The sequence below is a fragment of the Aeribacillus sp. FSL M8-0235 genome (genome assembly GCF_038000355.1).
GTDB lineage: Bacteria > Bacillota > Bacilli > Bacillales > Aeribacillaceae > Aeribacillus > Aeribacillus composti.
The window spans coordinates 3223176-3249283 of sequence record NZ_JBBOBW010000001.1; the positions used below are offsets into that span (position 1 = coordinate 3223176).

25 protein-coding genes, 4 pseudogenes and 1 riboswitch are annotated in these 26108 nt (G+C 39.9%); of the genes and pseudogenes, 14 read left to right on the forward strand and 15 right to left on the reverse strand.

Annotation, left to right across the window (positions count from 1 at the left end):
• Positions 1–512 precede the first annotated feature (512 nt).
• The 4 genes from NSQ71_RS15780 to NSQ71_RS15795 are packed head-to-tail and all read right to left on the reverse strand — an operon-like array spanning position 513 to position 3619.
• A complete protein-coding gene (locus NSQ71_RS15780) occupies positions 513–1043 on the reverse strand; it encodes a 1,2-dihydroxy-3-keto-5-methylthiopentene dioxygenase (RefSeq protein WP_063386759.1) in 531 nt (176 codons plus the stop codon).
• Positions 1044–1065: 22 nt separating this feature from the next.
• Positions 1066–1713 (reverse strand): methylthioribulose 1-phosphate dehydratase, encoded by a 648-nt coding sequence (locus NSQ71_RS15785; protein ID WP_063386760.1) that lies wholly within the window; start codon positions 1711–1713, stop codon positions 1066–1068.
• The gene (locus NSQ71_RS15790; RefSeq protein ID WP_198318542.1) at positions 1710–2399 is read right to left on the reverse strand and encodes a 2-hydroxy-3-keto-5-methylthiopentenyl-1-phosphate phosphatase; all 690 of its coding nucleotides are present in this window, start codon (positions 2397–2399) and stop codon (positions 1710–1712) included. The genes NSQ71_RS15785 and NSQ71_RS15790 overlap by 4 nt, the downstream gene beginning before the upstream one ends.
• The gene (locus tag NSQ71_RS15795) at positions 2396–3619 is read right to left on the reverse strand and encodes a 2,3-diketo-5-methylthiopentyl-1-phosphate enolase (RefSeq protein WP_340734206.1); all 1224 of its coding nucleotides are present in this window, start codon (positions 3617–3619) and stop codon (positions 2396–2398) included. The genes NSQ71_RS15790 and NSQ71_RS15795 overlap by 4 nt, the downstream gene beginning before the upstream one ends.
• Before the next feature lie 78 nt (positions 3620–3697).
• A riboswitch (SAM riboswitch) is annotated at positions 3698–3803 on the reverse strand.
• A 364-nt stretch (positions 3804–4167) separates the two neighbouring features.
• Here NSQ71_RS15795 and NSQ71_RS15800 point away from each other — a divergent pair.
• Both NSQ71_RS15800 and NSQ71_RS15805 read left to right on the forward strand, forming a co-directional pair.
• Positions 4168–4752 carry a hypothetical protein gene (locus NSQ71_RS15800; RefSeq protein WP_144598484.1) on the forward strand — a complete coding sequence of 195 codons (585 nt, stop codon included), beginning with the start codon at positions 4168–4170 and terminating at the stop codon, positions 4750–4752.
• The gene (locus tag NSQ71_RS15805) at positions 4752–5036 is read left to right on the forward strand and encodes a BREX system ATP-binding domain-containing protein (RefSeq protein WP_311067368.1); all 285 of its coding nucleotides are present in this window, start codon (positions 4752–4754) and stop codon (positions 5034–5036) included. Before NSQ71_RS15800 ends, NSQ71_RS15805 begins: the two co-directional genes overlap by 1 nt.
• Here the strand turns inward: NSQ71_RS15805 and NSQ71_RS18605 are convergent.
• The 5 genes and pseudogenes from NSQ71_RS18605 to NSQ71_RS15825 all read right to left on the reverse strand — a co-directional run.
• Complete coding sequence (locus NSQ71_RS18605; protein WP_445684696.1) at positions 4945–5268, reverse strand: IS3 family transposase; 324 nt, start codon at positions 5266–5268, stop codon at positions 4945–4947. The two genes, NSQ71_RS15805 and NSQ71_RS18605, sit on opposite strands and share 92 nt — an antisense overlap.
• Before the next feature lie 68 nt (positions 5269–5336).
• Positions 5337–5654 carry a transposase gene (locus tag NSQ71_RS15810; protein WP_340734207.1) on the reverse strand — a complete coding sequence of 106 codons (318 nt, stop codon included), beginning with the start codon at positions 5652–5654 and terminating at the stop codon, positions 5337–5339.
• Positions 5655–5695: 41 nt separating this feature from the next.
• The gene (locus NSQ71_RS15815) at positions 5696–6118 is read right to left on the reverse strand and encodes a DUF4304 domain-containing protein (RefSeq protein WP_340734208.1); all 423 of its coding nucleotides are present in this window, start codon (positions 6116–6118) and stop codon (positions 5696–5698) included.
• 214 nt (positions 6119–6332) lie between these two features.
• Positions 6333–7514, reverse strand: a complete 1182-nt coding sequence (locus NSQ71_RS15820) for an IS701 family transposase (RefSeq protein WP_340734209.1) — start codon at positions 7512–7514, stop codon at positions 6333–6335.
• Positions 7515–7612: 98 nt separating this feature from the next.
• Positions 7613–7876: pseudogene (locus tag NSQ71_RS15825) on the reverse strand (helix-turn-helix domain-containing protein); the annotation flags it as partial.
• Between the two features lie 239 nt (positions 7877–8115).
• On the opposite strand from NSQ71_RS15825, the gene NSQ71_RS15830 reads away from it, so the two are divergent.
• The 4 genes and pseudogenes from NSQ71_RS15830 to NSQ71_RS18620 form a co-directional block, all read left to right on the forward strand.
• Positions 8116–8487: a hypothetical protein gene (locus tag NSQ71_RS15830; protein ID WP_094244471.1), complete on the forward strand. Its 372-nt coding sequence runs from the start codon at positions 8116–8118 to the stop codon at positions 8485–8487.
• Positions 8488–8917: 430 nt separating this feature from the next.
• Positions 8918–9286, forward strand: coding sequence for an IS3 family transposase (locus tag NSQ71_RS18610; RefSeq protein ID WP_412674435.1), 369 nt, complete (start codon positions 8918–8920; stop codon positions 9284–9286).
• On the forward strand, positions 9280–9438 hold the full coding sequence (locus tag NSQ71_RS18615; protein ID WP_445684594.1) for a hypothetical protein: 159 nt from the start codon (positions 9280–9282) through the stop codon (positions 9436–9438). The genes NSQ71_RS18610 and NSQ71_RS18615 overlap by 7 nt, the downstream gene beginning before the upstream one ends.
• 214 nt (positions 9439–9652) lie before the next feature.
• Positions 9653–9781, forward strand: a pseudogene (locus tag NSQ71_RS18620) (IS3 family transposase); the annotation flags it as partial.
• A 227-nt stretch (positions 9782–10008) separates the two neighbouring features.
• Here the strand turns inward: NSQ71_RS18620 and NSQ71_RS15840 are convergent.
• Positions 10009–11190, reverse strand: a complete 1182-nt coding sequence (locus tag NSQ71_RS15840; protein WP_063388773.1) for an IS701 family transposase — start codon at positions 11188–11190, stop codon at positions 10009–10011.
• 365 nt (positions 11191–11555) lie between these two features.
• Between NSQ71_RS15840 and NSQ71_RS15845 the strand changes: the two genes are divergently transcribed.
• Both NSQ71_RS15845 and NSQ71_RS15850 read left to right on the forward strand, forming a co-directional pair.
• Positions 11556–12700 (forward strand): IS3 family transposase gene (locus NSQ71_RS15845; protein ID WP_340734210.1). Its coding sequence is split into 2 segments (ribosomal slippage): positions 11556–11814 and positions 11814–12700, totalling 1146 coding nucleotides; the frame shifts between segments, so codons are not numbered across the junction.
• A gap of 276 nt (positions 12701–12976) precedes the next feature.
• Positions 12977–13375: a hypothetical protein gene (locus NSQ71_RS15850; RefSeq protein ID WP_340734211.1), complete on the forward strand. Its 399-nt coding sequence runs from the start codon at positions 12977–12979 to the stop codon at positions 13373–13375.
• A 423-nt stretch (positions 13376–13798) separates the two neighbouring features.
• Here the strand turns inward: NSQ71_RS15850 and NSQ71_RS15855 are convergent.
• Positions 13799–15106: pseudogene (locus NSQ71_RS15855) on the reverse strand (ISLre2 family transposase).
• A 798-nt stretch (positions 15107–15904) separates the two neighbouring features.
• Between NSQ71_RS15855 and yfkAB the strand changes: the two are divergent.
• The gene (gene yfkAB / locus NSQ71_RS15860; RefSeq protein ID WP_063386763.1) at positions 15905–17026 is read left to right on the forward strand and encodes a radical SAM/CxCxxxxC motif protein YfkAB; all 1122 of its coding nucleotides are present in this window, start codon (positions 15905–15907) and stop codon (positions 17024–17026) included.
• Positions 17027–17083: 57 nt separating this feature from the next.
• Here yfkAB and NSQ71_RS15865 read toward each other — a convergent pair whose 3' ends face one another.
• A complete protein-coding gene (locus tag NSQ71_RS15865; protein WP_395994375.1) occupies positions 17084–17833 on the reverse strand; it encodes a YfkD famly protein in 750 nt (249 codons plus the stop codon).
• A 108-nt stretch (positions 17834–17941) separates the two neighbouring features.
• The gene (cax, locus tag NSQ71_RS15870; protein ID WP_130156871.1) at positions 17942–18997 is read right to left on the reverse strand and encodes a calcium/proton exchanger; all 1056 of its coding nucleotides are present in this window, start codon (positions 18995–18997) and stop codon (positions 17942–17944) included.
• 399 nt (positions 18998–19396) lie between these two features.
• On the opposite strand from cax, the gene NSQ71_RS15875 reads away from it, so the two are divergent.
• From NSQ71_RS15875 to NSQ71_RS15885, 3 genes are all read left to right on the forward strand, one after another.
• Positions 19397–19525, forward strand: coding sequence for a hypothetical protein (locus NSQ71_RS15875; RefSeq protein ID WP_311066512.1), 129 nt, complete (start codon positions 19397–19399; stop codon positions 19523–19525).
• A gap of 334 nt (positions 19526–19859) precedes the next feature.
• Positions 19860–20165: a hypothetical protein gene (locus NSQ71_RS15880; RefSeq protein WP_340734212.1), complete on the forward strand. Its 306-nt coding sequence runs from the start codon at positions 19860–19862 to the stop codon at positions 20163–20165.
• Complete coding sequence (locus tag NSQ71_RS15885; protein ID WP_340734213.1) at positions 20162–20362, forward strand: hypothetical protein; 201 nt, start codon at positions 20162–20164, stop codon at positions 20360–20362. Before NSQ71_RS15880 ends, NSQ71_RS15885 begins: the two co-directional genes overlap by 4 nt.
• Before the next feature lie 290 nt (positions 20363–20652).
• Here the strand turns inward: NSQ71_RS15885 and NSQ71_RS15890 are convergent.
• Positions 20653–21998 (reverse strand): annotated as a pseudogene (locus NSQ71_RS15890) (IS4 family transposase).
• A 318-nt stretch (positions 21999–22316) separates the two neighbouring features.
• Here NSQ71_RS15890 and NSQ71_RS15895 point away from each other — a divergent pair.
• Both NSQ71_RS15895 and NSQ71_RS15900 read left to right on the forward strand, forming a co-directional pair.
• Positions 22317–22889 carry a TetR/AcrR family transcriptional regulator gene (locus tag NSQ71_RS15895; protein ID WP_339210390.1) on the forward strand — a complete coding sequence of 191 codons (573 nt, stop codon included), beginning with the start codon at positions 22317–22319 and terminating at the stop codon, positions 22887–22889.
• Between the two features lie 77 nt (positions 22890–22966).
• Positions 22967–25342: a YhgE/Pip domain-containing protein gene (locus NSQ71_RS15900; protein ID WP_311066514.1), complete on the forward strand. Its 2376-nt coding sequence runs from the start codon at positions 22967–22969 to the stop codon at positions 25340–25342.
• A 174-nt stretch (positions 25343–25516) separates the two neighbouring features.
• On the opposite strand, the gene NSQ71_RS15905 is transcribed toward NSQ71_RS15900, so the two are convergent.
• Positions 25517–26107, reverse strand: a complete 591-nt coding sequence (locus NSQ71_RS15905) for a nitroreductase family protein (protein WP_063386768.1) — start codon at positions 26105–26107, stop codon at positions 25517–25519.
• Between the last annotated feature and the right edge of the window lies 1 nt (position 26108).

The window sequence follows — 26108 nt, forward strand, 5'->3', positions numbered from 1 at the left end:
TCCAAAGCAGCCGCCGCATCCATTAAATAGAGGGGGCTGTCTAATAAGTCGATTTTCCGGCTTATAGACGCCCCTTTAATGTTTTAGAAACGTTGATATATCAATGCTTATGATGTTTCGTTTTCAGTGGATTTTGTCTTTCTAAGACAGCCCCTTCCTAAAAATATAAATCTGCATCATTTATTCTTGATTTTCCCCATCCCGCCATAATACTTGATAAATTATCTGTGTTTACTTGGTTTTCAAGTGAAACTATATCCTCTTGTAACATAAGACAAGCCTATTTTTGTGTTGCTCTTTTAGCTGCAAGCTTCTTCGCAAAAATGTGTAAACCTATTAAAACCGGGCCAGCAGCCGCTGTGGTATTTTCATAGTTTCTTTGCATTCAGGAACATTGTTCACTGAGCTGGATGAATTGTGTATCCGAAGAGCAGCAAGTTATATGAAAAAGATGATGTTAAGCTTGCAACTGTGAATGTTTAAAGCCGCTTTTTCATAAATTTTTTGTAAACTTAATTTACTTCTTCTTTTTCGTAAACTGGCACCCAGCCTTCTTCTGTCACAAAGATGCGGATCGCAACAACTTTTCGGTCATCAGCTAATGTGAAATAGTGGCGTCTGCCCTCTGGAACAGAAATAAGGTCTCCCGGATTAAGATGCACTTCAAAAAATTTCCCGTCCTGTCCTTGAATAACAAAAATTCCATGGCCGCTTACAATAAAGCGCACTTCATCATCTGTATGATGATGTTCACGCTGAAAATTTTTCAGCAGCTCTTCAAGGTTTGGCGTATGATCTGCTAAAGAAATGACATCCCAAGCTTTGTAGCCGCGTCTTGCTGAAATATCTTTAATTTCATTTTCAAAAGATTGTAAAATCGTTTGTTTTTCCTCATCATTTAAAAGATATTTCTCTTTTAAATGCTCTGGTAATTTGGCAATATCCCATTGCTCGTAAATAACACCTTGTTGATTTAAAAATGAAATCACTTCCTCTTGATTGCTGATAACTTCGTTTGTTCCTTGAATTTTAATCGTTGTCATGTAAAATACCTCCTTAAAATGTTTAATTATTTAAAGCTCCTGTACTCGCAAGGAGACCGGCTTTTGCTTGAATAAGAGCAAGCTGATACTGAAATAAAAATTCACAAGCTTCTAAAATTTTCTTCGCTTCAAAGCCATCTTTTCCCCATACAGTAATTCCGTGGTTGCGAATAAGAACTGCCCCTTTATCCTCCTTCACGAAATCGCCCAAAGTGCTTGCTAATGTAGGAATATGGGCATAATTATAAATAATCGGAATCTGTAATTCTGCATCTTCCTCCCAGCGGTCAAACGCTTTTATCAGTTCTTGTCCTTGAAATACAATTTTCCCAGCGTCACCATAAAGTTCGGAGATGACATTATTTGCAACCGTATGTACATGCAGGCTGCAGCCGGCTTTGCTTCTTTTATATATTTCGCAATGCAATAGCGTTTCTGCCGAAGGCTTCAGCTGTGTTGCGCCTACAGGATTTCCTTCTCCATCTACAAGCAAAAAATCTTCCTTCGTTTTTTTTCGTTTATCTTTGCCGCTTGCGGTCACAAGAAACTGAAGCGGGGAATCTTGAACTTTTATGGCTAAATTGCCGCTTGTCCCCATAAACCAATCCCTCGCAGCAAGCTCCTCTTTAATCTCCGCAAGCTCATGAACACGAGTTAAAACGACACTCATTTTGCGCCACCTTTTTCTTCTATGAAATTTGTTTTGTTTATTGTCTTCTCTAAAATGTCAATACAGTCGTAAAATGTTTCGAAAGATTGATAAGGAATAGAAAATTCTTGACATTTTTTTGATAAATAATCACGTGCAATAACTGTATCTGCAATCTTCGCGGCTTCTAAATCTGTGACGGAATCCCCGATGATGATGGAATGAGTGTCAGCATTTGCAATTTGCCGAATAATTGTCGGTTTGCAGCACCCACAATTTTGGTTGGGACACTTTTCATCACACGTATAAGGCCAATGAATGGTGATCGTTTCTCCGCTAAAATCCGCTTTATTGCAAAACAGTGCGGTAATAGAATCAAAAGGCTGCAACAGCGGTTTAATAAAAAAATCGATTCCGCCGCTGACAATGTATAAAGGAATGTTCATGTTTTTCGCATAATGAACAAAGTCGTGAAATCCTTCCCTTATTTCTGCAGTTTCTAAAATATAGTGAATGATGTCACCCTTTAAAGAAGATGGAAGAAGTGCAAACATCTTGCCGACTCCTTCCTGAATACTAATCGACTGGGAAAGGACGCCATCCTTCAATTGCTCCCACTCTTTTGGAGCGAAACGCTTCATGATGCTAACGATGTTATCTTTTTTTGTCACCGTTCCATCAAAATCACAAAATATTACTGGCTTCAATTGGACGGTGCCTCCTTCCATCCCCAGAGACGAATTGCTTCTTGTAATTCTATGTCTTCAGCTGCTTCATTAAGGGGAACACCCCGGGAAACAGCGTCAACTGCCTGACGGAAAGCTTTTCCTCCGCCTTTAGCACCTTGCGGGTGACCGTGAACACCGCCTCCTGCATTAATGACACAATCTTTTCCAAAATCATGAATTAAAATGGGAACAAGACCCGGGTGAATGCCAGCAGATGGAACAGGAAAAACTGGTTTTAAAACTGATTCCTTCACCAATTCTTCTTTCACGTTTAAAACTTTGTCACGCTCCAATGCAACGCTGCCATATGGTGAAGGGAACAACGAAAAATCTGCTCCAGCAATTCTTATCAATTTTCCAAGCAATAAGGAATGAGAGAGCCCATATTTTTCGGATGAAGTAAACGATCCGCTAAACGCCGGATGAGCCATAATCGGGAGGGCGATTTCATCATCTTCCCTTAATGCTTGCAGCACATCGAGGCCATATGTAAAAACATTAAATAGCAAAATATCGGCACCTAATTCTTTTGCTTTTCTTGCCTTATCTTTCAATTCAAATGTTTTTCCCGTCAAATTGACCGCATACAAAGTTCGGTGCCCTTTTTCTTGATACACGTTATCAAGAACTTTTTTGCCTTCCTTTATTCTTGTTTCAAATGATGTGAGCGAATTTTCAAAAAGTATTTCGTCATCCTTTACTAAGTCGACGCCCCCGAGAGCCTGCTCCCGCAATTGGGCAAGAAGGTAATCCATATCACGTCCAATTACACCTTTAAAGATGCTCATCACTAACGGTCTGTCGTAAACGCCAAGTTTTTCTCGTAACCCCTGAATTCCAAATCGAGGACCTGGAAAATACCGAAAGATCTCATCGTCAAACTGCAAATCTAGTAATTTTATTTCTCCATCTAGTGATAATTTTCCAAAAGTTGTCGTTAAGATAGCAGGAATGTCTTTAGAAAAGTTTTCTCCCGGAAAGCGAATGTGAAGCTGTGCAATCGTTTTGCCGGAGGATGGATCCTCGCCTGTTTCTTTTATCTCAACCACTTGTCCTTTATGCTTTTTTAACTGCTCTTGCACTAAAAGAGGAAGGTCAGTCCACGAACCTACCGTTAATCCAAGAGCAATGCCTTCTGCTTTTTTTTCTAAATCTTCTCGTTTCGCAATGATTTGGTATACTGCTGTTACGTGACCCATTTTTTCAATCCTCTTCATTCAGATTTTTTTATATAAATAAAACCTCTTCAATAAGAAGAGGTTTTTTGTCAAAACAACTTCTTATCTTTCAACATCTCTGTTGGGAGAATTAGCACCGTGCTCATCATATGAGTCGGTTGCCGGGCTTCATTGGGCTCATCCCTCCACCTGCTCTTGATAAGAGTTTTATTATTAACTTTATAATTCTTATTCGGTTACTTGGATTATGCCACTATCCTTCCCCTCTGTCAACACTTTTTTACATCATATTCGATTCAAATTCGCTTACATTTTTCTGATGGCATGCTACAATTATTTAATGGTGCAGTTTACAATTTGAGGTATTTACCGGAACTTGAGGTTGAGCCAAAACAGGAAAGCCTAAAAAAAGAGGACGAAAAAAGAAGGTACAACATCTTTTTAACGTCTTCCGATCGCATCATGCTAGATTACTAGACTTAGAAAAACTGGTTGAATTACGCAATTATAACGTTACTGGTTATCGTGAGACAATTTGTTTCTTGTACCGTTATTGGTTATGTTGCTTTTTGAATGATCCAGAAGAAGCCTTAAAACAAACGCTAACGTTTAATTTACAGTTTAATGAGCCTTTAAGAAGATCCACCAGAAGCGCTGAAAAGGCCTATTATGCACGGAATAACGAAGAAGCAAACCGAATAGCCAGAGAAAAAGGGTATCCTGGCGCTGGATATAATATCAGCAATAAAAAATTAATTGAATGGTTAGATATAACAGAGGACGAACAACGCCATTTAAGCACGATTATAGATGCGAATGAAAAGCGGAGAAGGAAACAAAAACGCCGGGAAATGGGCGTAAAAAGCCGTGAGGAGTATTTAAAAGAACAGCGCAATAAAACGGATAAGAACTTAGAAAAACTTAGACAAGCAATTGAGTTGAATCCTGATTTCTCGAATTACAAATTAGCTAAATTGCTAGGAATAAGTGAATCGTATGTAAGGAAAGGATGTTATATGTTATTTACTGGAACGGATGATTTAATTAAAAACGAGGATCGATCAATTAAAGAACATGATGTTTTATATTCTAGAATTAAACCTTTATCTTCACAAAAAATGGAAGGGTTAGTGGTGTACTTTCAACCCCATTGATGAAATTAAACCGTTTCTCAACTGAACAATTAATAGAAGTTTCATATAAAGTTAGGGAAATCCACGGTATGGTACACAAATGGATACCAGAGACAGTTATTGATGATACATTTATTAAGCAATATGTTGAATCATTTACTGTTGCCTTTGAACAGGAAATCACTGTACTTCCAAGGACATTTTTACGTGAATTTATATTCGTATTAGACGCTGCAAAAGAGGGGAACGATGTCCATTCTCTTCCATCTTGCCCTTATTGGAATGGGGGCGATACTTTTTTCTGATAATGGAATAAATGCCTGCAGCCTTCATCAAATGCTGAACCCGTTTCAGTCTGACTTTGAGCCATTCTTTTTCAAGCATATGGTGGATCTTCGGTTCTCCGTATCTCTGCTTGCTTTCCGTATGGATTTTTCGTATTCTGTCTGTCAGCTCCCGGTTTTCCGTTTTGTTTTTGATTCTGTTTTTTGTTTGGATTGATAGTAGGTACTTCTCGGCACGCCAAGGACCGTACACATGGTTTTAAGGTCATAATGGTGTCTGGCTCTTATCTCGTCAATCATGGATATAACAGTGGTTTGAATCTACTTCTTTGCGAATATGACCATAGCTTTTTTAAAAATTTCGTTTTCCTCTTTCAGCCGATGCAATTCTTTTTGCAGGTTCAGAAATTCTTTCGGGGTAAAAGAGCCCCCGTCATCCACCTTAACCGGTTTTTGTTTTCTGATCCATTTGTAGAATGTCGTTTCAGACAGGCCATATTCGATCAAGATCTGTTTTACTAGTGTTCCAGTTTGATAAAGCTCAACCACCATTTCCTTAAATTCAGCATGATAACGTTTACGTTTTTCGCTTGTGTTACCTATATCAGGACACATCCCTTCGTTAATATTATATTTCACTAAAGGGTGTCCATGAAACTATACTAGCATCAGTAGTTATATTATTTAAAAAGATTCTTAATCCAATTTCTGTCTGACACATGTAATAAGCTCAACACTCTTGATGCGACTAAGTCAAAATCTTCTTCATTCTTTGCATCCTCATAGTTAAACCAAGTTTCATTGAAATCTTTTATATTTTCTGTGAGTCTATATCGGTAATCTATACCTACATCGTGTGCAGTCACTTTACTTGGCGGAATTTTTTCTCCCCAACTCGTTGTTACTCCTTCAATTGGGCAAATAGCTAAAACTACAACAAAAGATCCACCATAACGATTAAACTGAAAAGTTATTAAGTCAATATTATCTTCATTTTTCCTTCTAAAATGTGGAAATGATCCTTTAAAACCATGTTCTCTTAAATAAGGAACAACAATCTTTTTTAATGCATTAGTCATATTTAGACGGTCATTGGAAGCCATATTTAGTATTCCTCCAAAAATTCATTTTGTCTTTTATATCTTAATTATATATTATTATTAAAAGAAAGGGGTTCCCATGTGATTCAAAACGAACTAGTACACTTAAAATTCACAATTCTAATTTTAGTGACCTCTAGTCTAAATATTATTTACTGTAGATGAGCAATTTTCATAACAATAATTACCATACCAAAAGAGACAAACAGGGTATCCCTTATGCCACATGGAGCTGTTTTTTGACAACATCAATGGGAATATCTTGCTTCGCTGCATGGTAAATGAACTCGACGAGACTATGCCCTTTCTTCGTTCGGAGAAGATCAAGCCCAGTAGAGAAATCCCGGTTGGACTCGACCATACTGTACACATAAGCGAGTTGCACCAAGATCCAATACCGTTTCACCGCCCGACGTTGACGAACGCGGTACCCATCGAGCTTCAGCTGGTCTTTCGCTTGTCGAAAAAAGCATTCGATCGACCAACGCTGGGCATAGTAGCGCAAGATCTCTTCATCGCTTAGCTCCCGGTCGGTGCTCAAGACGCAGTGAAGATGTTCAGGTGTCATCGGCTGATCGGCTTTCCAAGCCAACAACACAACGGCATCATCGAGACCTTTCAGCGCTCCCTCGTAGCGATACACGCGATAACGCTCTTCTCCCACCGTGACGAGATGGGTGTCGTTCGGTTCGATATAGCGGGCAAACTGTTTGGCTTGGATGGCGATGCCTTTTGGATAAAGAACCCGATTCGTCTTGAGCATCGCAATGACGTGGAATCCTTTTTTCAGGCAGGCTTCCACGAGTGTTTTCGATGGGTACCAAGAATCCATCAGCACATAAACAGAACCGTGCACATCCAAAGAAGAAAGCATCTCGATGGCCCATTGACCCTTGCTTTTCCCATCCGCCTTGTCGTAGAGGCGGAACGCAAAGGGAAAAGCCTGGGTCATCGTATGAACCATGAGCCAAACAAGAGAATGTCCCCAGATCGACTTTTTCTCTGTGTGAGAATAGTGCCAATCACACCCTTGAATGGCGTGCGTTGCCCGTGACGAAGGCTTGATTTTTTGGCAAATCGTATCATCGATCGAAACAAAAAGGGGTTGATTTTTCTGTTTGGCGATCCGTTCGACACGATGAAGCATCCATTGCTGGAGTTTGCGAAGCAGCGTCTCTTCATCCCAAGGGCTTTTCGTGAAAAAATGGCTGAGTGTCGTTCGATGATTGGGGTGAAAGCTCCAATGATGAAGATCGGTCAACGTTCCAGAAAAGCCTTTCGTGATCATCGCATCCACGATATGAACGAGATGCTTCATGACAGGTTTTGAAAAATAAAGTGCCAACCCCAACATCGTGAAAAACTTGTGGATTCCTTGATGATGTGCTAATCTATTCATGAGACATGAACCTCCTTGTGTGAATGGTTTGTTGGCACATCTATTCTAACCAAGGAATCGGGTTCATGTCTCCTTTTTTGTTTCGATGTAAATTTATGTTAGTGATTTTGCTCATCTACAGTATATAAATTAAACTCGATTAATAGTTCAAAAGTACTGAATGTTTTATTTACATTAAATTTTTTAGTTATATATTCAATTTTCGCAGTGAAAAATTTATGAATTTCAAAGACCATCGAGGATCGTTCTAGAAATTCTGCTTTCCAACGACTGACCATGACTGGGCTTAATTCATATTTGGCGGCTATTTCATTGATGGTTTGCTCTTCACGCAACACCTTAAGAACCACCTTAGCTTTAAATTCTGCGGTATATCAGTTTCTTTTTTTCATGGTATCATTATAACTTATTTATTACGCTCATGTGTCTCACCTTATGGGAGCATTATAAGTACTCTTAATAGACAAATTGAAAAGACTCAAATATATCTTTATTATTTGGTCTAAGAGGAGGTGTCCAATAAGTTAGAGCGTTTTACTTTTTAACAAAAATAAGGAAATTTATGTGAAAATTAAACATTTGATAGGAGGAACCTATTTTTATGATTAATTTTTGGAATAAAGTTACTAAATACAAAGAAGCACGTTATGCTGCAGGAATGAATTTTGATCTTGAAGAGATAGAACCCTTTTTAAACCATTTATCAAACTCAATTTTAGATTCAGGCTTGACTCAAGAAGAAATCAACATGATTCTATCTGAAATAGATAAAATGAATGAAGACAATGAGATCAAAGAGTTTGGAACTTTCGATGTTATCTATAAAGGAAAGCCATCAAAAATAAGGGTTCAAGCTGAAATCCACATTGAAGATGGGGATAAAGAGTTAGTGCTATATATGTATAGTACTAAAAAATTGGTAGACGTTATAGAAAAGGAAATGCTAAAGGTGGAAGAGCAAAGGGAATTTTAAAGGTGGAAACAATTAAATTTGTTAATTAAAATCTGGATTTAATTTTAGGCTGTCGAGTTTTTCTTGACAGCCCTCCTTTTATCTAGAGTTTTAGTTTAAACATGATTTAGAAAAATTTGAATCGGCTACACTTAACTGGACAATAAAATTAAGGTCAAGTAGACTAAACACCAAATTTGGGTATACTGCTTATTAAATATAAAGGATCCGTTCTAGAAACTTTACGTGGAGTGGCGGGTATGCTAGCCTTGTCGGCGAGACAGATGAACACATCATCTGACTTCCTGGCTGGGAAAGCATGCCCGCAGAGGCTCAATGTCAAGTTTCGTCGCAAACCCACTGTTTTGGTGGTCTACTTCAAACTACCACAGTTAAGGAGAGTTTAAAAATGAGAAACAGATGAACATTCACTGTAGAATTCAAGGCTCAAATGGTCAAGCTTTATGAAAATGGGAAACTAAGAAAAGATATTATTCATGAATATGATTTAACGCCTTCAGCCTCGATATCAGCAATGTACGATGTCCTAAAACTTCCAAGAAGCACCTATTACGACAAAGCAAAAGAGCAAGATCATTCAGAAGATGAACTGGCAGCTACCATACTGGAGATCTTCCAGAAAAGCCGACATAACGATGGTACACGGAAGATTAAACACGAATTAAAGAAGCTTGGCATCACCTCAAGGCGAAGAATTGGTAGAATCATGAAAAAAGCGGGCTTGTATCAAACTATACAGTTGCCCAGTTTAAGCCCCATGTGGATAAATGCAATGAATCAAAAGTGGAAAACGTGTTGAAAAGGGAATTTGACCCACAAGAGGAATTAACAGTTGTAGTTAGCGACTTAACATACGTGAGAGTGAAAAAATGGCATTACATCTGTTTATTTGTCGATCTTTATAATCGAGAAATTATTGGCCATAGTGCAGGTTCCAACAAAGATACCTAACTCGTCTATGAAGCATTGTCGACTGTGAAAGCTGATTTGCAGCAAATTCAATTATTCCACACAAACAGAGGCAACGAATTCAAAAACAAGACCATTGATGAAGCTCTAGATACTTTTCAGATTAATCGATCGTTAAGCATGAAAGGCTGCCCCTATGACAACGCAGTAGCTGAAGCAACCTGTAAAATCATGAAGACCGGGTAAATATTTCGAAAGTGTAGAACAACTCAAAATGGAATTAGATGATTATGTTCATTGGTTTAATCATATTAGAATCCATGGAACGCTAGGGTATTTGAGCCGAATGGAGTATAAAGAGAAACACCTCAAAAAAAGTGTCTAGTTTAGTGTTGACATACCAAAAAAGTTTAAATGAGGTCGAATAGGACCTAATAGTTGGCACGATTCATTTTGATAAGTGTCTCTGGATTAAGCCGTTTAATTTACATGTTGAAAAGTTAAATCAGTTCTATATATTATGTGGGGGAGTGTTTATGAAAATTATATACTGTAGTTGAGCAATTTTCATTACAATAATTACCATGTAAAAAGAGACAAACGGAGTACCCCTTATGCCACATGAAGCTGTTTTTTAACGACATCAATGGGAATATCTTGTTTCGCTGCATCGTAAATAAACTCCACGAGGCTATGTCCTTTCTTCTTTCGAAGGAAGTCAAGCCCGGTAGAGAAATCGCTGTTGGATTCGACCATACTGTACACATAAGCGAGTTGCACCAAGATCCAATACCGTTTCACCGCCCGACGTTGACGAACGCGGTACCCATCGAGCTTCAGCTGGTCTTTCGCTTGTCGAAAAAAGCATTCGATCGACCAACGCTGGGCATAGTAGCGCAAGATCTCTTCATCGCTTAGCTCCCGGTCGGTGCTCAAGACGCAGTGAAGATGTTCAGGTGTCATCGGCTGATCGGCTTTCCAAGCCAACAACACAACGGCATCATCGAGACCTTTCAGCGCTCCCTCGTAGCGATACACGCGATAACGCTCTTCTCCCACCGTGACGAGATGGGTGTCGTTCGGTTCGATATAGCGGGCAAACTGTTTGGCTTGGATGGCGATGCCTTTTGGATAAAGAACCCGATTCGTCTTGAGCATCGCAATGACGTGGAATCCTTTTTTCAGGCAGGCTTCCACGAGTGTTTTCGATGGGTACCAAGAATCCATCAGCACATAAACAGAACCGTGCACATCCAAAGAAGAAAGCATCTCGATGGCCCATTGACCCTTGCTTTTCCCATCCGCCTTGTCGTAGAGGCGAAACGCAAAGGGAAAGGCTTGCGTCATCGTATGAACCATGAGCCAGACGAGAGAGTGTCCCCAAATCGACTTTTTGTCCGCGTGAGAATAATGCCAATTACACCCTTCAATAGCGTGTTTCGCCTGTGACGAAGGCTTCGTTTTTCGGCAGATCGTATCATCGATCGAAACAAAAATGGGGTGATTCTTTCGCTTGGCCGTTCGTTCCACATGACGAAGCATCCACTGCTGGAGTTTGCGAAGCAAGATTTCTTCATCCCAAGGGCTTTTCGTGAAAAAATGGCTCAGTGTCGTTCGATGGTTGGGATGAAAGCTCTCATGATGCAGATCGGTCAAGGTTCCCACAAATCCTTTCGTTGTCAGCGCATCGATAATATGAACGAGATGCTTCATGACCGGCTTAGAGAAATAAAGGGCCAGCCCCAACATTGCGAAAAACTTGTCGATTCCTTGGTGATGTGGTAGTCTATTCATGAGACATGAACCTCCTTGAGAATGGTTTGGTGACACATCTATTCTAATCAAGGAATCGGGTTCATGTCTCCTTTTTTGTTCGGATGTAAATTTATGTTAGTGAATTTGCTCATCTACAGTTATATATTCTATTCTTAGCGATCTGATTTACCTAATAGTACAATATAGAGGATTCATAGAATCGTGTTTATCTTTAGCAATTAAGAATCTGAGAATTCAAAAGATTTTTACTTAGATTCAAATTTGGATAGAGACACAAAAGAAGAATTAGGTACTCCTGATATCGTGAATACTATTTTAATGTTAGACTAAAAAGTAGACACAGATTATTATAGTAATAATAGACTGAAAAATGAGGTGTCTACATGACAAAAAAACAAAGGCGGTACGAGGAAGACTTTAAGCGTCAAACTGTTCGTTATATTTTGGAGGAAGCGAAATCCGTTGCACAAGTGGCTCGTGAGCTCAAAATTAACGAAAATACTCTTCACGGCTGGATGAAAAAATATAAGCAAGAACCTGAAATAACAGAAACCCAAACGTTTCAATCCGAAGACCACGAAGTTCGTGAACTGAAGAAACGTATTCGGGATCTGGAGGAGGAAAACTCCATCTTAAAAAAGGCGATGCACTTCTTCGCGAAAGACCATCGGTAAAATATTCATTTATCCATGAGCATCGCTTCGATTACCGATTGGAGAAGATGTGCGAAGTATTGAAAGTTTCTCGAAGCGGTTATTATAAATGGCGTGATCGTCCCAAAAGTGCTAGACAAGAGTGTCGAGAAGAATTGACGCAGGAAGTGCGTCGTGTGTATATCGAATCTCGCCAACTGTATGGGAGTCCAAAGGTTGCCAAAAAGCTTAATCATGAAGGCATTAAGGTTTCACAGAAGACGGTTTCCCGCATAATGAACAAAGAGGGAATGAAGTCTCGTACCGTGAAAAAACATAAGGCTACCACTAACTCAAAACATAACCATCCGGTCCACGAAAATGTCTTAAACCAACATTTTACTGTTACGAAACCAAATGAAGTATGGGTAGCTGATATCACATACATTCCAACGGATGAAGGTTGGCTTTATCTAGCTAGTATGATGGATTTGTATTCAAGGAAAATAGTCGGCTGGCATATAGACTGTTCCATGAAAAAGGAGCTAGTGTTAAGTGCTTTAAAGCAAGCCTATCAGCGTCAACAACCACAGGGTTCTATCCTCCATCATTCTGATCGAGGGAGTCAATATGCTTCAAATGACTATCAAGCTAAGCTAATGGAATACGGAATGAAATGTAGCATGAGCCGCAAAGGAAATTGTTATGACAACGCTTGTATTGAATCATTTCATAGGATAATAAAAAAAGAACTAATCTATCAGACTCGTTATAAAACAAAAAAGAGCATATTTGAGCATATAGAAATATTTTACAACAATAAACGTATTCACTCCGCAACAGAGTATTTTTCGCCATCCGAATACGAACGTATGTACAATAAAAAGGGAGCTTAATGAACATATTAATAGAATAGTTAGACCCGAAAATTTACCTTTTAAAAATAATTAGGACAACGTCGTAATTATTTTTAAAAGGCCACCAAGCGATAGCGCTGTAGCTGCTAAAAAAATTTTAAATTTTTGTGTCTACTTTATTGACCTAATATCATTTTTTTTAAAATAGAAAGGGCTAAAATTTTTGTTGCTGATATAAGTATTATAAATCCAAGCTCGAAAGACAGAAAGACCCCGAATCCAATTGTGTTACTTGCGTTAGGTTATGCATCAAAAGTGTTAGGATGGGAAAGAATTATATGTATATTTAATTCAGACTATGGGACTTATGAAGATTTGCCCTTTGATTTAAAATTTAGAAGACATATAGTATATAGTCTTAATGGAAAATCTGAAGTAAGGAAGTATTTGGCTAAAATATTAACGAAAACAATTCAAGAATTATATGTAAAAGGAATGTTAGATGATGAATTAAACGACTTCTTAAAAGTTCAGGTAGACACACAAATATTATCGCTCCTCAATAGTATTTATAAGATACTGTATGGATATATTGGTCAAAAAACATTCAGTAATTATGAAACAATATTAAATCTTGAATTAGATGATATTAAAGAATTGCTAAATAGAAAGTTTTTAGGGTTTCAAGTGTTTAAACATTATAGAGCAGTATAGAGAGAACTACGTAATATCGCAAGACATTTTCTATCGTCAGCTTATTATAAAAAGGAGCATTCCTGTTAGAAGGTTTTTCGGGGACTTGAATAAAAAAAGCCCTCTTGGTATGATTCGGGGTGTCAATCGGATGAATTGACACCTAATTTGGATACCAAGGAGGACTATACATGAATTCTATCTCAATCAAGTCACCGATCAAACGCGAGTCAGTCAAGACTTTGTGGGAATTTTTTTAGTTCGCTGAAAATAGATGTAAGTCATAGGTTAGCGAACCATTTTTTTGAATTTTATCCGTAAGCGCTTTCGGATTCTCATCCCTTGCCATGATAGACCGATATGTATACCTTTTTTTACCATTCCTTGAGTTCAGGCAGGTCATGATAGATCGGAGACCCGGAAGATTGCTGCAAATATGGCACGTTATTCCACGTGATCTCCGGCCAAAGACGGCGGACGCGTTGTTTCGCCTTGTTCACGATCGTCTGTTTGGTGGATGTCGTCGACGCCGTTTCCTCCGCCGGCTGCGACGATTCTTCTCCGAAACGACGTCCGAAAAGACGAATCCCATCCATACCGGGCAATCATTGCCTTGAAAAACGCCCCGAGTCCCTTGTCTGTCCAACTGCGGCGGTATTTCACCCGATACGCCAACTGGCTTCTCACGCTTTCCGCCCTTCCCATCGGATACATGCCCGTTGTGTCCACTCCTTGCTCCTTCAGCCATTCCCGGTAATCTCGGATACATCCCGGCATCGATTCGATCCGGTGGATCAAGGCAGCCAGCTGTTGTTCTTTCGCTTCGTCCCCCAGCGTGCCGAGGGCTCTGTTCAGTTCCACAAGCAATCCCTCTTCATCCTGCTTCGCCGGCTTTTGCCGAATCGCCTGTCACCGTGGATGGCCCGAGAGGCATTAGCGCAACTCACGCGCCACGTGGAATCGATCAAATTGGAAGCAGTCCCGTCCCTTGAAATACTCCCGGCACGCGGTAATCCATGGAGCGCCGTCCCCGTTGATGACAAGAAGATCCCGATACGGATCATAGGCATATTCGTTCATCAAAAATTCCTCGAAGCCTTCCCACACCTCCCTCTTGCCCTCATGGACGTAATGGCGCTGATTCACGAATTCGATCCGTAAGCCGTTGCGCTTCCACCCTTCGTGAACGATCAGGATTTGTCTTCCTTGGCCCGTTTTCTCTTCCCTTGGCGAGAGACAAACAGTCCATCGGCCTCCCACAAACAGCATCCGTCCATATTGCTGGTCAACCGGGCAGTGCAGCGGAGCTTCGGCTTCGAGCACCAACTGGCGGATCGCCTCATGGCTTATCACCGGATACCCGACCATCTGGGCAAGCGTACAAGCCGCTTTGCGATAAGAAGAGCACTCCACAACCAATCCCACCGCCGTTTCTTCTAGACAAGGACTGATTGACTGCGATCCATCAAACGCTAGAAGGGAGTCAAGCAAAAACGTGTAACGGTTTTGTTCTCGGTCTAAATAGTAGTTTCGCTCAAAGGTGACTTCGCCAAACAGGGTTTGAATCGTGGAGCGTCGTTTGTCTTTCAAGTGGTACCGGCGCTTGTCCCGGGTTTCCGCCAATTGTCGGTCGATGTCCTCCAACAAAGCCGTAAACAGTTCGGCGAAGGCGTTTTGCAGGGCTCGAAACAAATCAAGTTCGATCTCTTTCCATGTCAACGAATTTGTGGTAAGATGTTGTTGAATATTCATGGGACTCTCTCCTCCTGTTTGATAGTGTGGTCAATCATCTTATCAGGGAGAGAGTCCTTTTTTCATGTTCCTGCTTGGGATCCTACCGCGCTTTCGCTTGGTGACCCCGATGAGGGGATTGCGAACCTACGTTCCCATCCCCCCTCATCGGGAATTCTAAGAATTTCTCCCACAAACATTTTACGCACACCAGAAAATATTTATGGAAAATGCAAAAAGGCTAGATAACGCTAGATACCATGCATGGTTTCATCATCATAACTCTGATTGATGGATTACTGTTGCAAAGAAAAAAGAAGGTAAATTCATCCAATATCATTACAAACCACAGGAATTGGCTGAAAAACTAACAGAATGGCTCGAAGAGGATGTTTATTTTAGCTAGAATACTTTTGCCGACAAATTACGAATATAAGGCAATTAAAGTCGTTATATGTTGATTTAGATTTTTATTTGTTTAATTATAATTCGAACTGGATAATCGGCAAATTAGAATACGATTATTTTGGCCAATCGATTCCAGAGCCGAATATAATCATTTTTAGCGGTCAAGAAATGGTTTTAATTTGGCTTAAAGAGCCTGTTCCTTACAAAGCTTCACCGTTATGGCAAGCGGTACAAAATCACTTCTTAGAACAATTAAAAGAGCTAGGGGGCGACTCTAGGGCGGTTGATGCTTCAAGGGTATTCCGCATTGCTGGAAGCATTAATTCAAAAAACGGTGTAGAGGTAACAGGGCAATATCGTCATAAGGAACGTTATGTCTTGAGAACGTTAATTAAAGGAGAAATGATTTTTATGGAAACTTATACAACCCTCAAAAAGATTACTCCTTCCTATGACCCTTGGGAAGCTTATTTAGATATGAAGGAATACGGTGAATTAACATTATCAAATATAGAATTTACCACCACCACAATCTGTAATATGCGATGTGAGCATTGCGCTGTAGGATACACTTTATCTCCGAAAGATCCGGAAGGGCTGCCGCTCGATTTACTTTTAAAAAGGCTAGACGAAGTGCCGACATTGCGATCCCTTTCGATTACCGGCGGGGAGCCGATGCTTTCGATAAAATCTGTGGAAAATTATGTCGTTCCCATTTTAAAATACGCACATGAACGCGGGATACGAACCCAAATCAATTCCAATTTAACATTGGACTTGAAACGCTATGAAAAAATTATCCCGTATTTAGATGTTTTGCATATTTCCCATAACTGGGGAACAGTCGATGATTTTGTTGAAGCCGGATTTGCAATGATGAAAAAGAAGCCTCCATATAAAGAACGTGCAAAATATTTTGAACGAATCATTGAAAACTCTAGAGCTCTGGCTGAAGCGGGAGTAATTGTTTCAGCGGAGACGATGCTGAATAAACGGACGGTTCCTCATCTTGAAAAAATCCATAGACAAATTGTAGACGAAATGAAATGTCAACGCCATGAGGTGCATCCAATGTATCCAAGTGATTTCGCTAGCAATCTTGAAACGCTCAGCTTGGATGAGATACGCGAAGCAATTCATAAGCTCTTGGATATCCGCGACGAATCAGTGTGGATGCTGTTTGGAACACTCCCGTTTTACGCTTGCAGCGACAATGAGGAAGATTTAGCATTGCTGAAGCGATTGAGAGAAAGCAAAAACGTGACTGTTCGAAATGACCCTGACGGCAGATCCCGTCTCAATGTCAATATTTTTACAGGGGACATTATTGTGACAGATTTCGGCGATGTACCGCCGCTTGGAAACATCAAAAAAGATACTCTTTTATCAGCCTATGAAAAATGGATGCAATCCCCGATTGCCCAACAGCTGAATTGCCATTGTCCAAACGTAGCGTGTCTTGGACCGAATCTTTTAGTGAAAAATAGTTATTACCGAGACTTAGATTTTACAAAAAGAAAAGCGCGCATATAAATAAAAGGGCTTGGGCTTCTTTCGGCAATATATTTGCCTTTCGCCCGCCCTTTTCTATTATCTAGGCTGATTGGTAATAAGAAAGTGGAAGGATGCCCGATCCTGCACAGGAATCCATGCTCCAATGCCTTGTTGCGTAACATTTTTGACAACAATTTGCTTCTTGCTTCCCTTTAACATTAAATACACTTCTCCGTAAGTGACTTTTCCTTTTTCGTTGACAGCGGGAACGTATGCGTATAAATACCCCATTTTTTTCGGCGGGATATTATATACTTGATTTTTTTTCGTCCCGAATCCGACAATTGTTTCAAATGCTAGCGGCATTTTCGATTTCTTTGCCGCCTTCATCAGCATCATTTTTTTGACATCTTTATGATCAGAAATTCTAGCGGTTAATCCTCCTTTTACCCGTTTTTGCGCCTCCTGTTTATAGCTAATTTGAACGGGCGACTTACCGCCTCGATTGTCAAAAAAGTTTGTATTGATTTTTTGATACTCCCAATTGACTGTTGTTTCCTCAGATTCATAATTCAATGCCCACCGTCCCAAGTAAATGGCGGCTCTATATCCTATGGCGGTTGGAGAAGGTGTAATGGAAGACTCATTTAACATTTTAATTAAAACAGGATTTTCAATCGGGACGTTGGATGTTTTGATTAACTCTTTTGTTAATTCACTTGGCTGTAAATAAGGAAGATTTTGACTCGGATTTGGATACGTATTTTCTTTTGAAATATCCATCACCGATTTGGGGATAGTTGGTGCTTCAGCAAAGCTTAAGCTTGAAAAAACCGATGCAAGCATGACTGAAATAAATAACGTCATTAGCTGTTTCATGTGGTTATCTCCTTTCAAGTAGCCTTTGCTTGTAGTTTTTTCAAGCTATTTGTATTTTATCCGCAAAATATCTTCCTATAATAGATAGAAGCCTATCCCCATGATGACATAAGCAGCAAGCAAAGTAGCCCCTTCAAACCAGTTCGTATCGCCGTCATTGGAAATTACAATCATGAGCAGTACTCCTGTCGCCATGGCAATCAACTCAGGAAGTGTAAAGACGAGCGGCATTTTTTCTGAAAACAGAAGCGAAATTAATACAAGCAAAGGCGCAACAAACATGGCAATCTGCAAGGTTGATCCGATGGCGATTTCAACCGCTACATCCATTTTATTTTTGTAAGCCATAATAATCGCAGACGCATGCTCCGCTGCATTTCCAACAATGGCAACGACAATTACCCCAATAAATAATTCACTCCAGCCAAGTTCATGTGCGACCGTTTCAAACGTATGTACAAGATTTTCCGAAACATATGCAACCGCAATTGTTGCCAAAAACAAAATGATGGTTGCGATCTTGCCAGACCATTCCGGGCTTTCGTGTTCTTCGATCTGCTCCTCTTTTTTCTGATAAACTCCCCGATGGGTTACCAATTTAAAAAACAACGCGGCTAAATAGAGCCCGATCATAATGATGGAAATGCCAATGCTTAACGTCAATGTGTCCGTATCATTCATTGTTTGTGCAAACACTTCTGGAATGACAAAGGCAACAATGACCGCAAACATTAACAATCCAGAATTATGTCTTGCGTCGTATTCATTAAACTTCTGCCGCTTGTACTTTAATCCACCAACAAAAAACGATAAACCTGCAACAAGCAGCAAGTTGCCGATTACAGAACCTGTGAGAGATGCTAAAACAACTGAAATTAAACCTGCTTTTAACGCAAAGATTGAAATAATGAGCTCAACAGCGTTCCCAAAAGTTGCATTCAACAGTCCGCCAATTCGTGGACCTGCCACAATCGCCAAGCTTTCTGTCGCTCTTCCCATAAAACTGGCGAGTCCGATAATCGTTAAACAATAAATTGCAAATAGAAGCAGTGCATTCCAATGCATCAAACTGCCAATAACGGACAACGGCAATCCAACAACAACCAAGATCGATAATATACGATTGAACATAAAGCTCACCACCCATATTTAGCAATAATTTTCCCGAAAACTTTGCTTACTTATTTTAACAAAAGTTGTTTAAAATAAACATTTCCTTCTAAAAAAAGGCCGTTTACAATTATGGAAAAAAATTTGTCCGTAAAAATTATTTTTATTCTGACATAAGCAATATATTTTGACAAATCGAGCATTTTGCAAAGAGTCAGTCAAGACTTTGAGGGAACTTTTTTGATTCGCTGAAAACAGATGTAAGTCATAGGTTAGCGAACCATTTTTTTGAATTTCATCTGTAAGCGCTTTGGGACTATCATCCCTTGCCATGACAGACCGATATGCATACCTTTTTTTACCATCCCTTGAATTCAGACAGGGCATGATAGATCGGTGTCCCGGACGATTGCTGTAAATATGGAAAAATTAGAAAAGGCCATTCAAAAGATTAAAAATGAGATGAGACGTTGCAAAGAAGCGGGTTTTGTAGATGGTATTCCATTTTGGGAACAAGCGTTAAGTAAGCTACTGAAAGAGAAAAAATAAAGGTCACTTATCCATTAAGGCATTGTAATTAGTTTCATTCTTTTAAGGATTTTCGAGTTTGTTGGTATTTAGTCTACCAGTAATAAAGTTCTAGAATACTTTATTTAATGGTATTTTTATGTCAAAAAATGAAATATGTGGAACTATATCGATAAAATTAACGTCTATAAGGTGTGATAGAAATTAATATACTAAGGAGGTAATTTAATATGCGTAAAAAAATTTTACTAGGGACTTTAAGTTTATCTTTGTTAGGAAGTACATTACCATCATACTCAGCGTTTGCGGCAGAAAAACAAGAACATTAAACGTCTATTCTCAAGGATATAATGTATTGTTATCAGAAAATCTAATTCAAACAGCTGATCAATATGTTGTTGTCGAAGAAAATAAATTTGTATTGAAAGATGAGAAAAAGTTAAAGGAGATTCTTTCTGAAAGAGATTTTGAGATTGTTAACAATTTAGTATCTCAAGCTAATAATAATTTAGAGACCATCAGTGGAGCTAATACAGCGGTAGTAAGAAATATTGTTGTTGTAATGCTAAAGACGTTTCAGCTAAAACTATTAGTTACGCTAAAGCTTCTAAAGGAAAAAGAGCAATTAAATTTCATTGGTGGGGAATCGAACTGTGGTTGACTAAGACTGATGTTCGAGCCATAGTAAAAGGTGGAATTTCTGGTGGTGCAGCATATCTAGGTAGTATATTTGGAATAGCTGGCGCAGTTGCAGGAGCTGTTGTAGGAGCCATAATATCTGAGTATATAACAGGTGTCCCGATTTATGTTAAATATACTTATGGTAATAAATATCCTCCTATTGTCTTACCTCAATAAAAAGGGTTGAAAATTATGAAAAAGGCTATTATATCTGCAATTTTTGCAGGATTAGTCGTTTTAATAGGTGAGTATATATTCACAAATAGCTTAATTAAGTTATCGGTTCAAATACCCGTGTTATTAATTGGTATTGTGCTGATATATAGGCTACTGGGAAAATAGATTGATACACATTTTCGCTGTATAAAATCTTTACAACATTCCCCTGTACTGTTTTAAGTGCAGGGGAATGAAGATAATTGCTAGTAATAGTCATATCCATTTTCTCCTTTATTTTAATTACTAACTCAACTTTCGCAGATAGAAATTGGCAAATAAGCCTTGATATAACTAGGAAGGCCTGCAATCCATTGCTGTAGTTGACTTTCAATGATTTTTTTGTCATTTTATTTATCTTTTTTAGGGTATCTTGAAGAAGCTCGATCAACTGCTGTAAAGCTACAGCCCAATCCAGTTCATTGATTTCATCGCATAGTTCATAAAAGAGACCGCCAATGGTCCGATCATCCGTGTTACATTGATTTTGCCACGAGAGAACGATGTAACGAGTAAACACAATGTTGGTATGGCTGATAAGCAAGTCGAAAGAACGGCCTTGGAATTCTTCCTGAAGGCGCAACAGTGACTTAGTCGTCTTGAAAAATACTTCGATGTCCCAGCGTATTCCATAGATGCGCACGATTTCTTGTTCTGTCAGGGTACAATCGGTGCTAAGAATGGCCACCCATTCGTTTTTCTTGTTTCGGTTTTGAATGAAGACCACTTTAACTGGTATTCAATTTGCCATCACCGTGTGAATGGAACGAAGGATTCCTTTCTTTCCTTGAACCGGATTAGACAATCGATAGAGTTCTTTTAAAGAGACGGCTCTGCCCCCTACGAGATAGCGTTGATTGGTCGCTTTCACCATGCCGATCACATCAAGTCCCTGTTCCACGATTGCTTGAATGAGAGGTTGTTGAGTAAACCATGTATCCATCAAGACGTAACGGGCTCCAACCCTGCGGTCAAGGCACGCTCAAGCATAGCAGGGATTTGTTCTGGTGCTGTCTGTAATGCCTCAACACAGCATTTATCCCCTGATGTACGCTTATCTATTTTTTCTGAAATCCCATTGATTTGAGCCTTTTTGGAGCTCAATAAAGAAAAGTCAATCGGCATAACGGAGTAGCCGTCAGACCAGCCTAAAGTAAGCATACGAAAGCCTTTATAGAATCGCTTCCGGAGCGACGAGTGATCCATACAACGTGCAAGCAGTTCCACTTTCTTACTGCGATTCCGTTCAAACATCGAATCATCAATAATGAATACTTTTACCCGGTATTTATCTGTTAGGCTACTAACCTTGGCAATGACCGAGGAACTAAAGGAAAGTAGAACGGCGCCATGGTTGAGGAAACGGTAGACCGCATCCTTGACTGGCAGCTGATCCGCTTTTTTAGAGTCCAAAAGCCGGAACCAGTTCTTCTGTTGGAAAATGAGGCAAAACACCAGTTGAAACAAATAAGAACAGGTGAATCAGAGATTTTTTTGGATGGTTTGCCTTTCGAAGATGTTTCAAGATTTCCAATTCGTTGAAAACGGATTTTAGTTTATTTGGTAATTGATTATTTTGTTCCTTCTGCTCTATCATATAGAGGACACAATGTGCAAAATACTCAAATCTAAAAAATACAACAACAAGAAAAAAATGATGTCTGAAGCAGAAGCCTTTTGCCGATTACAGCTTCGGATGATTGACGGTATACTATAATGTGGTGGTTTTTGCAAACATTTCACAACGTTATCGTGCTTGGACCTTCTTCCCTTTTTAAAAATGAGGACAGCCGCATGTGTAAAGCCTGTCGATCATTTTGTAAAAAAACCCCTTTATTTTAATCAGGAAATATAGTATGATAATTTTAACGAAATGACCAAAATGTCCATTTAGTCAATCAAGAGGATGAGGAGCATGGCTATCGATCGAAAACAAAATATTATTGATGCGGCGACAAAATCTTTTTCCTTATTCGGGTATAAGGCAACGACGATAGAACAAGTGGCGAAACTCGCGAATGTAGGCAAAGGAACAATTTATACGTTTTTTAAAAGCAAAGAGGATTTGTTAGACGAAATTATTTCCTCAGTTATTGTAGAAATAAAAGAAACGGCAGAGCATGCAATGGACCCCGATCGTCCATTTCTTGAAAACGCCCATCGCGCTTTATATCGCATTGCAGAGTTTCGAAAGCAACATCCACTAACAATTAAGCTTCTCCAAGAAATTCGGGATATCGGGACTCCGGCCGTTCAAGAAGTGATGAAAAGATTGGATCGGGCGATTATCGCCTTTATCCGCGAAAAAATTGACAACGCCATAAAAAAAGGAGAAATTCGCAACTGTGATTCCGAAATCACCGCCTTTTTAATGTTAAAAATGTATATCGCCCTAAACTTTGATTGGGAAAAGGAACATGAGCCGCTGCCAAAGGAGAAAATCGCAGAATTATTTGAGCAGTATTTTTTAAAAGGATTGTCGAAATAGATAGTCCTTCTTCTTTTATCATAAAATGACTAAATGAGCAAAATGGTCAAAAGTACAAAAAAGGAAGGAGATAACCGTTGCGTGGAATCTCATTATTTTTACATGAGCTAAAAATGATTGTAGCGAATCGGAAAATTTTGATTCCTGTTATCGCTATTTTATTTATTCCCATTATGTATAGCGGAATGTTTATATGGGGATTTGGAGATCCGTATGGCCACTTAGAGAGATTGCCGGTCGCTGTAGTCAATCAAGACAAAGGGGCAACATTGAATGGGGAAAAGTTAAAGATCGGCGACGATCTAGTGGAAAATCTAAAAAAGAAAAAGCAGCTTTCTTGGGAATTTGTTGACGAGAAAGAAGCGGAAAACGGATTAAAAAACCGGAAATATTATCTAGTTATCAAAATTCCAGAAAACTTTTCAAAGCATGCAACTACGATAAAGGACGAACACCCTCAAAAAATGGAGCTCATTTATATGCCGAATGAGAGCATGAACTTTTTCGCAGCACAAATCGGGGATAAAACCATTGAAAAACTGAAAGAAGAAGTTGGTGATACATTAACGGAAACATATGCCGAAACAATGTTCCAAAATATTAAGAAGCTGGCAGAAGGGCTCGAATCGGCAAGCGAAGGAGCAAAGAAACTGCATGATGGCATTGATTCAGCAAAACAAGGAGCAATAAAGCTGAAGGACGGGGTTGATTCGGCCAAAGATGGTTCACAAGAGCTGTACAACGGCGCGCTCTCTGCGGAACAAGGAGTTCAAGAAATATATGGACATTTAAAAACGATGGCTGAAAAATCATTGATATTTAAAAATGGACTGCAATCCGCTAGTTCCGGAGCCGAGCGTCTGAACAGCGGAATGAACCGTTTTAATTCCGGTCTTGACCAATTGATTGCAGGTCAAGAGAAATTGCTCGATGGTGCAGAAAAGGCAAGAAATGGTTCTCAGCAGCTGGCGGATGGATTAAAGCAATCACTTCATGGAATGAAACAAATAAATGAAAAAGCTCCTCAGCTCGCAAACGGAGCCGAGCAAGTACGAAGCGGAGCCAGCAATCTGTCGTCATCACTCGGACAATGGGCTAAGGGAGCAGAACAAACGAAAACGGGAGCGGCACAGGTGAGTGCCGGACTGGAACAGCTGACAGCCCGGCTTGATGCTATGATCGCTCAAACGTCTGATCCGCAGCAAAAAACGGCACTCAAAGAACTGCGTGCAAGTGTAGGGCAGCTGGCGGATGGAAGCAAACAAGTAACAAGCGGTATCAGCCAGCTTTCCGAAAATGCTGCAGCATTGAAAGATGGAGCTGATCAGCTTTCTTCTGGATCAGCGCAATTGCATAGCGGAACAGTCGCTTTAAGCGACGGTCTCAAACGACTAGTAGCAGGGCAGGAGCAGCTCGCCGCAGGTGCCGAATCATTAGCTGGCGGACAGAAGGAGCTCTCCCAAGGATTATCGACATTCGGTGAAAAAATGAATGAAGCGAAAAGCGGAATAACCCAGCTGATGGAAGGAAGCGGACAATTATCAGCCGGCTTGCATGATCTCGCTTCCGGTTCTGATCAACTGCAAGATGGCACTAATCAGCTTGCTGCTGGTTCCGGCGAATTAGCAAACGGAATGGAAAAACTCACAAATGGGTTAGGGAACTTTTCACACGGAATCGAGCAGCTCTCTAACGGGTCTGGTCAATTGACGGAAGGAATGACGACGCTGGATAAAGGTTCTAATGAATTGGCAGAAAAATTGCACGATGGAGCCAAAGATGCCAGCAACGTCAAAGCGGACAAAGAAATATACGATATGTTTGCAAAACCTATTAAAATTAAAAACGAAAAATTAAACGAAGTTCCTAACTATGGAACGGGGATTGCTCCGTACTTCTTATCGCTGGGATTGTTTGTCGGCGCCTTGCTCGTAACAATTGTGTACCCTCTTCGTGAACCAGCAACTACACCTAAAACGGGAATGAGTTGGTTTTTTAGCAAGTTTGGTGTTCTCGTTATGATCAGCGTCATGCAATCGTTGATAGCCGATACAATTTTACTAGCAGGAGTAGGCATTGAAGTGCAAAGTATTGCGAGATTTATCGTATTTACGATCATCACAAGCTTAACGTTCATGACGTTAATTCAGCTGCTTGTCACAACGTTAAGTGATCCGGGAAGATTTTTAGCAATCATTATCTTAATCTTACAATTAACTACAAGCGCCGGTACCTTCCCGTTAGAGTTAATCCCAACAGCGTTGCAGCCGCTCCACAACTGGCTGCCAATGACATATTCCGTAGCCGGCTTCCGTTCAGTCATTTCGAGCGGCGATTATGCGTTTATGTGGCAAAATGCATTTATTTTGCTCACTTTTATGATCGTGTTTGTTCTCGCAACGATCACCTACTTTACAATCCAACATAAACGCCGTTTTAGCGAGGCCGTATAACTTTTTGTTTTTGAATTTGCCGGACGAACTTTTACACCTTCGACTCTAGCGTAATAACTGAAAGGAAATTTTTCAGAACTAAATGTGGTAAATCGGCAATGCCACAATTCCTCTTCATAAAAATGAAATAGAAGCAGATCTCTATCATCTGCTTCTATTTTTTTGTTGAAACTTTTATTCATTCAGCGATTCGCCAAAAAGGCCTTCAAAAATGGATTCTTTTATAGGACGACGAGGGGTTGGTGCCTCTCTTTCCTGCAGGCTTTCCGGCAGAGCTTCTTTTTCCCCTTGATAGCCAATTGCAATGAGCGCATTGATTGCATACTCTTCAGGGATGTTTAAAACTTGACGTGCTTTTTCAAAGTCTATGCCTGTCATCGGATGCGTAATCAAGCCTTTTCTTGTTGCTTCTAATGATAAATAGCCCCAAGCTGCACCTGCATCAAAGGCGTGGGAGCCGATTTCCCCCCGCTCGCTAGTCTTTTTAGAAATAATCAAGGCAAAAACCGGGACGTTTTTGCACCAAATTTGATTAAACTCGCCAATGAATGACATAAATCTTTTGCGGTCTTCCTCTGTGCGAGCGATAATAAAACGCCATGGCTGGAAATTGAAAGCAGAAGGCGCCCAGCGTGCTGCTTCAAAAAGGCTTAGTAACACATCCTCCGGGACCTCTTTAGTTAAAAACGAACGCGGAGACCAGCGTTTTAAATAAATAGAATCAATTTCATATTCGGCCTGGCGGGCAAGCTTCGTTTGTGTCATC